Genomic DNA, 13,349 nt, shown 5'->3' on the forward strand with positions numbered 1-13,349 from the left:
GCGTCGGGACATGCTCGCGGGGACATAGCCTGATGGGCATGTCCCCTCGGACATGTCCCCTAATACAGCTCGCGCCGACAGCCCCCGCCCGCCCGAAGGCCATTGACGACACCCTCCGCGGCTCAGCGGTACACGTGCCCCTGGGCCTGCAGCGCGCTCTCGATGCGCGTCAGCTCGCGCAGGAGCGCCTCCATGCGCTGGTCCATCGGCGGGCGTCCGGGCGCCTTCACGTGGGCGCGCTCGAACGCCCCGTTCTCGGCCTCCATGACCCCGCGGATCGCCCCGGCGCCGGCCCCGAGCGACTCTAACTCCTGGCGCTCGTGCGGCTGCAGCCCGTCGATCATCGCCAGGTACAGGCCGACCTCGCGGCTCGCGTCGAGCAGGACCGCGTCGAACGCCTCGATGTCCTCGTCGGTGCGCATCAGGTCGGTGGCCAGGTGGTCGCGCACCGCCTGCAGCGGCGACTCGAGGAAGATCCGCAGCGTCCGCGTCTCGCGGGCCACGCGGGCCAGCGTCTCGCTCAGGTGGGCCATGCAGCGGCTTCTCCTGGCCCGACTCGAGGTAGCGGCGGGCCGCCTCGTCGGCGCGGCGCAGGCGGACGAACCCGTAGCCGACCACCAGCACAGTCACTGCGGCGATGAAGAGCGTTTCCATCTCACTCGGCGGCGCCGCGAGAGTCGGCGAGGGTCGGGGCGTGCAGCTTCTCGACGCGCACGGCGCTGAACTTGAACTCGGGGATCTTGCCGAACGGATCGAGGGCGTCGGAGGTGAGGACGTTGGCGGCGGCCTCGCGCCAGCAGAACGGGATGAAGATCGATCCGGCCCCCGGCGCCTCGCTGGCGCGGACCTTGAGGGTGATGCTGCCGCGGCGGCTCGTCACCGCGATCTCGTCGCCCTCGAGCAGGCCGAGCGCCGCCATGTCGGCCGGGCGCATGTCGGCGTACGGCTCGCTCTCGATCGTCTCGAGCGCCGACGCCCGCCGCGTCATCGTCCCGGTGTGCCAGTGCTCGAGCAGGCGCCCGGTCGTCAGCACGAACGGGAACTCCGGGCTCGGCAGCTCGTTCGGCGGCGCGAACTCGGCCGGCACGAACTTGCCGCGGCCGCTCGGGAAGTCGCGCTCGAACAGCACTACCTGCCCGTCCTCGTGGACCGGATCCTTGCACGGCCACAGCTTGCCCTCCAGCCCGAGGGTCTCGTAGGACAGGCCGCGGTAGCTCTCGGTCAGCGCGGCGAACTCGGCGAACACGTCCTCGATGCGCGTGAACTCGAAGCCGGGCACGCCCATGCGCCGGCCGATCTCGCACATGATGTCCCAGTCGAGGCGGGCCGCGCCGGGCAGCTTCAGCACCGGCCGGCCGATCTGCACCCGGCGGTCGGTGTTGGTGTACGTGCCGGTCTTCTCGAAGAAGCTCGAGGCCGGCAGGACCACGTCGGCGAACTCCGCCGTCTCGGTCATGAAGATGTCCTGCACCACCAGGAAGTCGAGCGCCGCCAGGGCCTTGCGCACCTTCTCGGTGTTCGGGTCGCTGACGAACGGGTTCTCGCCCTGCACGTACATCCCGCGGACGTCCTTCTGCAGGGCCGCGTGCATGATCTCGACCACCGTCAGCCCCGGCTGCGGGTCGAGCTGCGTGCCCCAGGCCGCCTCGAAGCGCCCGCGGATCGCCGGGTCCGTCACCGACTGATAGTCGGGGAACACCATCGGGATGAGCCCCGCGTCGCTCGCCCCTTGCACGTTGTTCTGCCCGCGCAGCGGGTGCAGGCCGGTGCCCGGGCGGCCGACCTGGCCCGTGAGCAGGACCAGCGAGATCAGGCAGCGCGCGTTGTCGGTGCCGTGCACGTGCTGGCTGACGCCCATCCCCCAGAAGCAGATCGCCGCGCGCGCCGAGCCCCACGTCACCGCGACGTCGACGATCTCCTGCTCGTCGAGCCCGCACAGCTGCGCGGCCACCTTCGGCGAGTAGTGCTCGACCGTCGCTTTGAGCCGCTCGAAGCCCTCGGTGCGCTCGGCGACGAACTGCCGATCGTAGAGCCCGCGGCGGATGATCTCGTGCAGCACCCCGTTGAAGAACGCGACGTCGGTGCCGGGACGGAGCCGCACGTAGCGGTGGGCGAAGTCGGCCAGCTGCGGCCGGTGCGGATCGATCACCAGCAGCTTGCAGCCGCGCTTGGCCGCCTGCTTGAAGAACGTCGCCGCGACCGGGTGGTTGCTGGTCGCGTTGGTGCCGACCAGCAGGGCGACGTCGCTGTTCTCGATGTCGCGGAAGGTCGTCGACACCGCGCCCGAGCCGATCGTCTCCATCAGCGCCGCCACCGACGACGCGTGGCACAGGCGCGTGCAGTGGTCGACGTTGTTGGTGCCGAAGCCGACGCGGACCAGCTCTGGAACAGGTACGCCTCTTCGTTGCTGCCCTTGGCCGAGCCGAAGCCCGCCAGCGCCGACGAGCCGTGGCGCTCGCGGATCTCGAGCAGCCGCCGCGCCACCAGCCCCAGCGCCTCGTCCCAGCTCGCCTCGCGGAAGTGCGGCATCACCTCCGCGTAGTCGACCAGCCCGCCCGGGCGCTTGCCCTCCTTGACCCGCAGCGCGCTCGACAGCGCCCCCTTCGGGTAGCTGTCCTCGCGCCGGATCAGCGGCTGCGTCAGCCGCTGCGGGTGCGTCGCGTAGTCGAAGCCGTAGCGGCCCTTCACGCACAGGCGGCGGTCCGACACCCGGCTGTCGCGGCCGTCGATCCACGCCACCTTGTTGTTCGCCTCGTCGACGTGCGCGGTCACGCTGCAGCCGACCCCGCAGTAGGGGCACAGCGTCGGCACCGGCGTCAGCGCGGCCGGCTGCGGCGGCGCCGGCTTCGGCTCGGGCGCGGGCGCCAGCGGCAGCGGTCGGCGTCGCCTCGGCGCCAGCGGCTTGTTGACCAGCGCGTCGGTCGGGCACGCGTCCATGCACTCGCCGCACGACACGCACGACGAGCTGCCCATCGGCAGGTCGAGGTCGAACGCGATCTTGGCCTTGTAGCCCTTGCCCGAGCGGGTGATCACCTCGTTGCTCTGCAGCTCGTCGCACGCGCGCACGCAGCGGTCGCACAGGATGCAGGCCTGGTGGTCGACCCCGATCACCGGCGACGACGGGTCCTGCGGGCGACCTGTCCCTCGGGGCAGGCCGAGCAAATCGCCGCTCGCGCCCTCGCCCACGAGCCCGTAGCGGCGGCCGAGCGCGACCAGGTCGCTGCCCTCCGGCCGCTGCTGCGACGGCGCCTGCGGCTGATCGGCCAGCAGCAGCGCCGTCAGCAGCTTGCGGTGGGCCTCGATCTCCGGCCCGCTGGCGGTGACCTTCATGCCCGGCTCGCACGGGCGCACGCAGCTGGCCGCGAGCACCCGCCCGCCGACGTCGACCACGCACATGCGGCACACGCCGACCGGGCGGTAGCGCGGGTCGTGGCACAGCACGGGGATCTCGATGCCGGCGGCGCGCGCCGCCTCCCAGATCGTCGACCCCGCCGGGGCGCGCACGACGACGCCGTCGATGGTGAGTTCGACCTCGGGCGGTGCCGCGGACATCGTCCCTGCATCATAGCGCCGAAGATCGGCGGCCGTGACCGCCCCCGCCCGTCATCACGCGGGCCGCGCCGTGCTTTCGGCCACATCGCGGCCGGTGTACGCTCGGCCTCACCGTGGCCAACGCCAAGAGATACCGCTGCCTCGTCTGCGAGCACATCTATGACCCCCGCGAGGGCGATCCCGGCACTGGCATCGCCCCCGGGACGGCGTTCGAGGACATCTCCGACGACTGGTACTGCCCCGACTGCGGCGCCACCAAGGCCGACTTCGAGCCCATCGAAGACTGAAGTCCGGGCGAACGCGGCGCCCCTCCCACCTGGCTCTTGGGACCTGTCCGGATGAGCTCGCCGACGGTCGCCCACGCGGTCGTCGTCACGCCGTTCAGGCCGGCCCCGGGGCGCCTCTCGATCGACGCGCGGCGAGCCGAGCGCCGCCTGCGCGGCCGCGCGCGGCGGCATGGGTCCACATCACCCCAGGCGTCGCGGACGGCCGCCGTTCGCCTGCATGCAGCAGTTTCACCGCGGGCCCGAAGACCCCAACGTGGCGCACTGCGCTCCGAGTTTGCTCTGGACGGGGAACCGTAAACCCTGCACCCTGGAGGGCGTGACGACACGTGCTCCACGGGTCTTGGTTGTTGAGGACGACGCGGCGACGGCCAGGGTGGTCAAGGGCGCGCTGACCGAGGCCGGGTTCGTCGTCGAGACCCTGGACAAGGGCTTTTTGCTGGTCGCGGTCGTCATGCGCTTCCAGCCCGACATGGTGGTGCTCGACCTCAACCTGCCGGACATGCGGGGCGACACGGCCATGAAGATGGTCCGCCGGGCCACCAACGTCGGCGGCAAGACCCTCCCGGTCGTCATCCTCAGCGGCATGCCGATCGAGCAGCTGATGGAGATCCAGGGCCACCTGGGCGCGGTCGGCTGCATCCAGAAGCCGGCCTCGCTCGACACCATCGTCGACCGCCTGTGCCAGCTGCTCTCGTGGCCGCGCAAGGATCGCAAGCCCGAGGCCGCGTCCTGACCGGCCGGCCGGCTGACATGGCCGCCGAGACATGTCCGTCGCGACATGTCCGCGAAGACCGCCCCGCGCACAGGCCGCCGCCGTGAGCTCCTGCGCCCCGGCGGCGAGACCGCGACGATCTATCCGCGAGGCCAGCTTCGGCGCGCCCCCGACCGCGCGGGCGCACGCCGGCGCGGCGCCTCGCGCGGGGTGGCTGCGCTAGCATCCGCGGGATGTCGGTCCGCCGCTGCGCCCTCGCGTTCGTCGTTCTGCCGCTCCTGCCCGGCTGCTTCAAGGACGACGGCGCCGCGCTGACCCAGACCGCGGGCTCGCTCGAACCGAGCTCGACCACGAGCCCGACCACGACCACCACCGGCGCCTTCGACTCCACGACGACCACCACCGGCAGCGAGTCCGCCACCACCACCGGCGAGCCCGTGACCACCGGCACCACCGCCGCGCCGCTGTGCCCTGGCGAGATGCAGTGCACGCCGGACGAGGTCATGGACACCGGGGCGCTGTGCGACCCGTGCGGCCGCGTGCGCCGCACCTGCCAGGCCGACTGCACCTGGGGCCCCGACGAGTGCGTCGACGACCCGAGCTCGTGCGCCTACTGGTACCTCGACGACGTCCAGCTCGGCTGGGAGCGCGTCGCCCTGCCCCAGCCGCCGCCACGCCACGCGCCCGCGGCCCGGCCATCGCCGCCTTCGACCTCCAGGCCCACGACGCGATCGTCGTCCTCACCGCGACCACCTACCACGTGCTGAAGGGCGACGATCAGACGTGGCTCTCCTCGGGCCCGCTGGCCGACGTGTTCCCCGACCTGCCGTTCACGCCGCTGCAGTCCTACGCGGTCCACAACCCCGACCTCGACACCTACGACGTCTACGCCGTGGGCGACCCGCTGGCGTGGATCTACACCCTGGCGCTCCAGCCCGACGGCTTCACGACCCAGTTCGCGCTCGAGGGCCCGTGCTGCAACTCGTTCACGCCGCTCGTCAACCCCGGCACCCCGGGGGTCGTGCGCGACCTCTACGTCGACCTCGTCGCCCCGTTCCCGTACGTCAGCGGACAGTTCTACGCCACTTGCCTCGAGGAGCTCGTCCCGTTCACCAGCTACGCCGCCTGGCTGACGCCGACCGACGTGTTCGTCCAGGACGTGGCCTGGTGCTTCGAGATGGTCGCGCAGAGCTCGCTCGCCTCGTTCCCCCGTTCGCGGCCCCCGGCGCCCCGGCGGGCGAGCGGCTCGGCGGCGTCGCCATGCTCGGCGAGCGCCTCTACGTGTTCGCCGGCGAGTGACCTGCCTCTTCGGACCTGTCCTCTTCGCCCTGCTCGTTCGCACCTGTCTTTTCGAGCCTGCGCGATAGGACAGCCCACGGCAGGCACAGCGCCGCCGCCACCCCGCACAGCCCGGCGGTCGCCAGCCCGAGCGTCCCGAGCCCGCTGTACAGCCAGCCCGCCGCGACGTCCCCGCCGCGGTACAGCGCGGTGTCGATCAGGTGCTTGGCCTTGTACTTGGCCTCGCGCCCGGCCTGGGTGAACAGCACCTCGCGGGCCGGCTTGGCCAGCGAGAAGTCGGCCGCGCGGCGCAGCACCTGGAACCCGATCAGCACCGCCAGCACCGGCGAGGCCGCCAGCACCGCGAAGCCGACCAGCGAGATCAGGGGCAGGAGCGCCAGCGTCCAGCCGACCCCGAGCCTGGGGATGATGCGCCCGACCGCCAGCCCCTGCAGGGCCACGCTGATCGCGTTGACGATGAAGTCGGTCTTGGCGAACAGCGCCGTGCGCTCGGCCGGGTCGGCGAGCGCCGCCTTGACGATCCGCGCCTGCTCGAAGTACGCGAACGTCGCGGTGGTCGTCAGCAGCACGATCCACAGCGAGATCCCGCGCAGCCGCGGCGAGCGGGCGATCAGCACGAACGCCGCCAGCGACCCGCCGCCGATCGGCCGGGCGTCCATCGACATGGCCTTTTGGACATGCTCTTCGAACCTGTCTGAAACGACCGCATCAGCCCGCGCGCGCACACGATCCCGCCCTCGAGGAACAGCCCCGCCAGCAGCACCAGCGCCGGCGCGCCGAGGTGGGGCACCAGCGCCGCGGTCAGCAGCGGGCCCAGCAGCGCCCCCGCGCTGCCGCCGGCAGCCACCAGGCCGAACAGGCGCTCGCCCTGCTCACGGCGCCAAAGATCGGCCATCAGCTCCCAGAACACCGAGACGACCAGCAGGTTGTAGACGGCCGCCCACACGAAGAAGCTGCGGCCCGTCCACACCAGCACCGGCCCGTCGGCGAGCGCGAACAGGGCGACGAAGCCGAGCAGCACCAACGCGCAGAAGCGGTAGACCAGCGGCACGATGGTGCGCCGGCCGAACCGCGCCACCACCCACGAGTAGACCGGCACCGCCGCCAGCATCAGCAGGAAGGTCGCGGAGAACAGCCACGGCAGGCCGTCGACCCCGCCGGCCGCCCCCATCTCGTCGCGCAGCGGCCTGAGAATGTAGAAGGAGCACAGCGCGCAGAACAGCAGCCCGGCCGACCACAGCGCCCCCGGCAGCTCCTCGCGGCGCAGCGGCGCGATCGCCCGCGCCGCTCGCCACACCCGACCCTCGTCTTCTGCCATCGCCGCGATTGTAGAAGGACGCCCGCGCCGCGGGGCCGCGCCTGCAGCCGCGCGCCCCGTCACCGGCTCACGTCGTCGCCGCGAAACCCGTCCGCGGGCCCGTGGGTCGTACCACCACCGAGCCCTGCATGAGCCTCGCACGTCGCCGCTTCCTCCGCCTCGCCAGCACCGCCCTCGTCCTCGCCGCCTGTCGTCGGTCCGGCGAACAGACCGCCGCGCCCACCGCTTGAACGACGCGCCGCCGGCCGCCGATCCGCCGCTGCGGCCCGAACCGGTGGTGCTCGGCGGCCAGGCGCAGAAGATCCTGATCCTCGGCGGCACCGCCTTCCTCGGCCCCGAGTTGGTCGAGGCGGCGCAGCGCCGCGGCCACACCGTCACCCTGTTCAACCGCGGCAAGACCCGCCCCGAGATGTTCCCGAACGTCGAGAAGCTCCGCGGCGACCGCGACGGCGACCTCAAGGCGCTCGAGGGTCGCACGTGGGACACCGTGATCGACACCTCGGGATACGTGCCGCGGATCGTCAAGGCCTCGGCCGAGCTGCTCGCGCCCAAGGTCCGGCAGTACGTGTTCGTGTCGACCATCTCCGTCTACGCCGACACCAGCCAGGTCGGCATCGACGAGACCTCGCCCGTCGCGGTCGCGCCGGATCCGAAGACCGAGGACATCCCGGCCCACTACGGCGCGCTCAAGGCCCTGTGTGAGCAGGCCGCCGAGGCGGCCCTGCCCGGGCGGACCACCGTCGTCCGCCCCGGCCTCATCGTCGGTCCGGGCGACGGCAGCGACCGCTTCACCTACTGGCCCGTGCGCGTGGCCGCCGGCGGCGAGGTGCTCGCGCCCGGCGACCCGGCGAACCCGGTGCAGTTCATCGATGTCCGCGACCTCGCCGACTTCATCATCACCGCGATCGAGGGCGGCCACGTCGGCATCTACAACGCCAACGGCGCGCCGATGCCGATGGGCGACCTCCTGAACGGCAGCAAGGCCGCGCTCGCCAGCAACGCCGAGTTCACGTGGGTCGACCGCCAGTTCCTGGCCGACAACAAGGTCGAGCCGTGGAGCGACCTGCCGGTGTGGATCCCGCCCGACCCCGGCTTCGAGGGCGCCACCTCGTTCCGCATCGACCGCGCCACCGCGATCGGCCTCAAGTTCCGCCCGCTGGCCGAGACCGTGACCGCGACGGTCGCCTGGTGGAACACGTTGCCCGAGCCGCGCGGGGCCAAGATGCGCGCCGGCATCACGCGCGAGCGCGAGGCCGAGCTGCTGGCCGCCTGGCACGCCGCGCACCCGGCCCCCGGCAAGCCCAAGGCCAAGAAGAAGAAAGCGGCCTGAGGTCGCCGGCGCAGACCTGAAGAGAGGGCGGCCCGAGCACCGACCTCGCGAGCCGGGGGCTCGCGGTGCGGACGGGCCCGCAGGCGCATTGCGGGCATGTCCCTTCGGACATGCTTCTCCTCGCATGCGCGAAGGGGCATGTTCGAGAACATGCCCCTTTCGTCATGCCCCGAGGGCCAGCCTCACGCGACCCGCCGGCGCCGCCGCAAGAGCCCCGCCAGGGCCAGCAGCCCCGCCCCTCGCCAGCCGCTGCCCGCGTCGGAGCGGCAGGCGCAGCCGTCGTCGCTGCCGGTCTGCGGTGACGTCGTGCCCGAGTCGGGCTCGCCGCTCGAGCTGTCGGGCGCGTCGGTCGAGCTGCTCGTGTCCGAGCCCTCGCTGGTGGTCGGCACCGCGCCGACGCAGTCGCCGGGGTCGGCCACCCACCCGGGAACGGCGTGTTGGTCACGCCCGAGAAGCCGATGTTGTCGATGTCCCAGCCGGGCGCGCCGGTGGCGAAGTCGGTGCCCAGGCGGAAGCGCAGCTGGATCTCCTGGCCCGCGAACGCGGTGCCGAGGTCGACCTCGACGTGGTCGAGCAGCGGGTACGACGGGCTGACGAGGACGTACCCCGGCCGGTTCGACAGCGGGTTGTCGCTGCTGGCGATCATGCCGGTGTAGCCGGGGTCGCCGAACTTCGACAGGTCGTCCCAGGTCTTGCCCTGGTCGGCGGAGATCTCGACGACCCCGCCGTCCCACGCCAGGACGTTGGCCTCCTGGTCGGCGGACGAGTCGAAGAAGAAGGCGTGGTCGAAGGAGATCTTGAGCGGCTGGTCGGCCGCGACCTGCATCGCCGGCGAGGTGAGCCAGGTGTTGGTGGTGACGTCGGCGTTGTCGGCGTGCCAGCCCTTGCCGCTCGAGGCGTTGGCGGCGCGCGACCACAGGGCCGCGCCGCCGTTGCCCTCCGTCTTCCACAGCGAGTCGGCGGCCTCGACGTCGTCGAGCGACGACGAGGCCGCCATCGGGTCGCCGTTGAGGACCACCGCCAGCTCGCGGACCGTCTCGCTCGTGCAGCCGCCGGGCGTCGTCATCGTCACCGTGAAGGTCACGTCCTCGACGCCGGCCAGCGCCTCGGGCAGCTCGAACGGGAACTGCAGCGACAGCGAGTCGCGCGGCGCCAGGCTGTCGAGCGCCAGCTTCGTCTCGCCGGCGAACGTCACGCTCGGGCTCGACGCCGACACCTCGAGCTGCGCGCCCGCCAGGTCGCCGCCGCCGAGGTTGTCGATGTTGACGTTGAGCACCCCCGGCTCGCCGACGTCGACCACGCCGTCCTGGTCGCACGACATCGTCAGGTCGTCGACCGCCGCCGCGGCGATCACCCCGAGCGGCCGGACCTCGAAGTCCTCCATCACGCCGGTGAAGGTCACCGAGTCGCGCGACGGCCCGACCGCGCAGGTGCCCGCGCCGCGGCGGGCGAACGCCGTCGCCGCGGCCGCGAAGTCGGTCGGGTCCGCGGCCGCGATCGCCGCCAGCACCGCGTCGCGCTGCTCCGTGAAGGTCGGCCCGACCGGCGCCATCATCATGCCGGTGACGACGTAGTCGCTCATCGCCCGCCGCACCTCGTCGAAGCTCTTGCGCCCCGAGTTGACCTTGTGCAGCGCGACGTAGACCTCCCACATCATCGTCGCCCACACCTCGCCGGCGTTGTGCGACTCGTAGTTCGGCGCGCCGAACAGGTCGTTGAGCGGGTGCTCGTCGGGCAGCGGCTCGTCGGCGCCGATGTGGCGGAAGGTCAGCGCGTTCTTGGTGATGTCGACCGAGTACGGGGCCCGCCGGACGCCGAAGTAGCCGGTCGGATCGAAGCTGGCGTACGCGTTGGCGGCGTAGGTGCCGTCGAGGTCGTCACCTGACCTCAGGGACAGGTGAAGGCCGAGGAAGTCGCCCCAGCCCTCGCCCTGGGCCCGGCACTGCCAGCTCACGCACTCGACCAGGCGGTTGTGGATGAAGTGACCCCACTCGTGCGCGACGATCGTGTTGTCGAGCGTGCCGTCGCGCTCGGGCAGGCTGTCGCCGACCATGTGAGCGGTCAGCGGGCCGTTCATCAGCAGGGCCTTGAGCGCGTCGCCGTCGGCCTTCGCCAGCCCTTGCCCCGGGATCGTCGGGTCCTCCATCGTGTGGTCGGGCCCCGGCGGGTAGGCCGGCATGTCGGCCAGGATGTCGGGGTAGATCACGCCGACCGCCCCCGCCTCCTCGGCGAGCTGGGCCTTGAGCTCGAACTCGCAGGTGCCGCGATCGATCAGCGCGATCCTGCCGGAGAGGTCGTTGAGCGGCGGCTCGCAGCCGTCGGTCGGGCTCTTGCCCATGCCGTCGTCGACCACCACCAGCTCGGCGGTGACGTCGTAGACCTTCGGCCCGAAGCCGGCCTGGCCGACGGCGTACGCTTCGCCGTCGACCGTCAGCGACAGCTCGCCCGCCGGCGCGCTGTAGAGGAACATGTGCATGTGCGGCGACTCGCCGTCCTCGAGCGTCACCATGAACGCGTTGTCGCGGGCCCCGTCGAACGCGCCGTCCTGGGCCAGAGTCAGCAGCGGATCGCCGCCGACGCCGCCGCGGCCGAAGTTGTCGACCTGCGCGTTGCCGGCCCCCTCGTTGAAGCCCGAGTCGTACCACCAGTCGTGCATGTAGTTGGTGACGTAGAACAGCTGCGTGGCCGAGGCCATGCACTGCTCCTTGTCGCCGATCGGCTCCTTCGTCAGGTCGAAGGTGCGGTCGAACACGCCCGGCGCGGTGACCGTGGCGCGGAAGTCCTTGGCCCCGAGCAGCTCGTCGCCGCCGTGGTTGCAGTACGCGTCGACGTTGTTGCCGTTCGTCTCGGTCGCGCCCGGCGGCAGCCACGGGTCGGCGACGCCGTCGGGATTGGCGTTGAAGCCCTCCATCGCGATCAACACCGGCGCCACGCCGCTCGTCGGCCCGCCCGTCGGCTCGCCCAGCGGGTGCGGCGTGTAGTCCTCCAGCGGCCCGTCGAGCGGGCGGTGGTCGCCGTCCTCGTCGGCCCACACGCGGTACGAGAACGCGTCGCGCTGCTTGGCGTCGCGGCGGGCCAGCACGCGCCCGTCGTCGGCCGCGATCACGACCGCGAACGCGGTGAGCTCGCCGCCCACGGGCGTGGCCTGGACCTCGACGCGGTGGGCCGGCACCAGCGTGCGGCCGCTCGGGAAGTACACCGGCCGCACGCGCGCCGGCCGGTCGAGGCGCAGCCCCGCGGGCGCCTTGGCCAGCGTGTACGGCACCCGCCCCGCGGCGTCGGCCGCCCGGGTCGCGACCCACCTGTCCTGCGGGACATCCACGCCGAACAGCTCGCGCAGCGCCGCCGACACGCTCGCGGGCGCGCTCACTGCGGCCGCGCGGGCGCTGCTGGCCAGCGCCGCCGGATGCGGGCTGCCAGCGATCGCGCGCAGGCCGAGGTCGCGACCCATGAGAACCTTGATGTCGCCCTGCATGACGTCGACGCCGGCGACCGTGGGCCGGAGGATGACCACGATCCCGCCGCGGCCGGTGTCGTGGACGTGGACCAGGCGCAGCCCGGCGAGGGCCGCCCGCGGCACCGCATACAGGGGGCGCAGGCGCTCGAGGTGATAGCGCGCCGCCTGCTCGGGCGAGGCGCCGCGCGGGGACTCGCCGGTGGCCCATACGAACGACGGCGCGCCGTCATGGCGCGAGGCGATCACCGCGTCGCTCACGAACTCGCCGGCGAGGGCCGGCACCGTCGACCCGGACGCATAGGCGGGCACGAGCGCGGCAGCCAGTGTCAGAAGATATCCGCAGGGGACGAAGCCTATCCTCGATCGATGGTGCATCGGCGCCGAGCTTAGCCGCTGGACCCCTCGTGTCGAGTCACCACGAAATACGCCGCGCGGCGCATGGCCGCGCAGGAGCTGCGACGGGCACCGACCTGTCCGTTCGTACAGATGCTGCCGGCCCCCGGTCGAACGCGGTTCCATGCGCCGACCCGCTCGCACGCGCGACGCGGGAATCACTCGCACGGTTCGAGCGTCACCCCCGATCGTGCGTCGCGCAGCGCGGCCATGCCCCCTCGCGGAGAACGCGCCCGCCAGCGCGCCGCCGCGGCTCGCACGTTACGCCGGGCGGCACCGTCGCGCTTGCGGTCGATCTACGGCATCATGGCTGTCATGCTTGGCTTTCTCCGTTATCGCCTCTTACCTGTCCTTTTGGTCATATGCGCATGCCCTGACGAGGGCACCGTCCCCGGGCCGCTCGACACCGACACCGCGAGCGACCCCGGCGAGACCGTCGGGGCCACCACGGCGCTCACCGATGGTTCTTCCGGCACGACGATGGGGCCGACCGACCCCGTCCCCACGCCGACCACCAGCGACACCGAGGACGGGTCGACCTCCGGTTCGGGCGGCGGCGACGTCTCGAGCACCTTCGATCCGCCCGCGGCCTGCGGCCCGCCGTGCGACAGCTTCTCGTCGCACGAGGGCATGGTGATGCTCACCGGCGCCGGGGCCAACTTCGCCTGCGTCGACCACATCGTCGGCGACCTGTACGTCGGCGCCAACGCCGGGCTGCAGGAGATCGCCAGCCTCGGCAACCTCGAGCGCGTCGACGGGTCGGTCACGATCGCCGGCAACCTCGCGCTCACCGACCTGTCGAGCCTCGCCTGTCTGCGCGAGGTCGAGTCGCTCAAGCTGACCGGCATGCCGCAGCTGGGCGACCTCGGGGCGCTGGCGGGCCTGCGCGTCGCCCCGGTCCTCGAGCTCGAGCGGCTCGGGATCACCGCGCTGCCGAGCTTCGCCTCCGACTTCGCCGGCGTCGCGTCGGTCGTGCTGCGCGACAACGACGCGCTCGTCGA

At 72.3% G+C, this 13,349-nt stretch carries 11 protein-coding genes and 1 pseudogene; 5 read left to right on the forward strand and 7 right to left on the reverse strand.

The window, feature by feature from the left end:
• Positions 1 to 122 precede the first annotated feature (122 nt).
• From OV079_RS20655 to OV079_RS56105, 3 genes and pseudogenes are all read right to left on the reverse strand, one after another.
• Complete coding sequence (locus OV079_RS20655) at positions 123 to 533, reverse strand: hypothetical protein (RefSeq protein WP_267770564.1); 411 nt, start codon at positions 531 to 533, stop codon at positions 123 to 125.
• Between the two features lie 122 nt (positions 534 to 655).
• On the reverse strand, positions 656 to 1,306 hold the full coding sequence (locus OV079_RS56100) for a molybdopterin oxidoreductase family protein (RefSeq protein WP_338089096.1): 651 nt from the start codon (positions 1,304 to 1,306) through the stop codon (positions 656 to 658).
• A gap of 42 nt (positions 1,307 to 1,348) precedes the next feature.
• Positions 1,349 to 3,552: pseudogene (locus OV079_RS56105) on the reverse strand (molybdopterin-dependent oxidoreductase); the annotation flags it as partial.
• Positions 3,553 to 3,665: 113 nt separating this feature from the next.
• Between OV079_RS56105 and rd the strand changes: the two are divergent.
• The 4 genes from rd (at position 3,666) to OV079_RS20685 (ending at position 5,850) form a co-directional block, all read left to right on the forward strand.
• Entirely contained in the window at positions 3,666 to 3,839 is a 174-nt protein-coding gene (rd, locus tag OV079_RS20670) for a rubredoxin (RefSeq protein ID WP_267770566.1), read from the forward strand.
• Positions 3,840 to 4,056: 217 nt separating this feature from the next.
• Positions 4,057 to 4,572 (forward strand): response regulator, encoded by a 516-nt coding sequence (locus tag OV079_RS20675; protein WP_267770567.1) that lies wholly within the window; start codon positions 4,057 to 4,059, stop codon positions 4,570 to 4,572.
• A gap of 212 nt (positions 4,573 to 4,784) precedes the next feature.
• Positions 4,785 to 5,318, forward strand: a complete 534-nt coding sequence (locus tag OV079_RS20680; protein ID WP_267770569.1) for a hypothetical protein — start codon at positions 4,785 to 4,787, stop codon at positions 5,316 to 5,318.
• A gap of 400 nt (positions 5,319 to 5,718) precedes the next feature.
• Complete coding sequence (locus OV079_RS20685; protein ID WP_267770570.1) at positions 5,719 to 5,850, forward strand: hypothetical protein; 132 nt, start codon at positions 5,719 to 5,721, stop codon at positions 5,848 to 5,850.
• On the opposite strand, the gene OV079_RS20690 is transcribed toward OV079_RS20685, so the two are convergent.
• Entirely contained in the window at positions 5,829 to 6,515 is a 687-nt protein-coding gene (locus OV079_RS20690; protein ID WP_267770572.1) for a hypothetical protein, read from the reverse strand. The genes OV079_RS20685 and OV079_RS20690 overlap by 22 nt on opposite strands.
• On the reverse strand, positions 6,461 to 7,168 hold the full coding sequence (locus OV079_RS20695) for an MFS transporter (protein WP_267770573.1): 708 nt from the start codon (positions 7,166 to 7,168) through the stop codon (positions 6,461 to 6,463). The genes OV079_RS20690 and OV079_RS20695 overlap by 55 nt, the downstream gene beginning before the upstream one ends.
• A gap of 226 nt (positions 7,169 to 7,394) precedes the next feature.
• Here OV079_RS20695 and OV079_RS20700 point away from each other — a divergent pair, with 226 nt between their 5' ends.
• Positions 7,395 to 8,498, forward strand: a complete 1,104-nt coding sequence (locus tag OV079_RS20700) for an NAD-dependent epimerase/dehydratase family protein (RefSeq protein WP_276602759.1) — start codon at positions 7,395 to 7,397, stop codon at positions 8,496 to 8,498.
• Here OV079_RS20700 and OV079_RS20705 read toward each other — a convergent pair.
• On the reverse strand, positions 8,404 to 12,264 hold the full coding sequence (locus tag OV079_RS20705; RefSeq protein ID WP_267770574.1) for a M36 family metallopeptidase: 3,861 nt from the start codon (positions 12,262 to 12,264) through the stop codon (positions 8,404 to 8,406). The two genes, OV079_RS20700 and OV079_RS20705, sit on opposite strands and share 95 nt — an antisense overlap.
• A 416-nt stretch (positions 12,265 to 12,680) precedes the next feature.
• Positions 12,681 to 13,115, reverse strand: coding sequence for a hypothetical protein (locus OV079_RS20710; RefSeq protein WP_267770575.1), 435 nt, complete (start codon positions 13,113 to 13,115; stop codon positions 12,681 to 12,683).
• Positions 13,116 to 13,349 lie beyond the last annotated feature (234 nt).

Origin of the sequence: Nannocystis pusilla (assembly GCF_026626665.1) — a bacterium.
In the GTDB taxonomy this organism is placed as follows: Bacteria; Myxococcota_A; Polyangia; order Nannocystales; family Nannocystaceae; genus Nannocystis; species Nannocystis pusilla.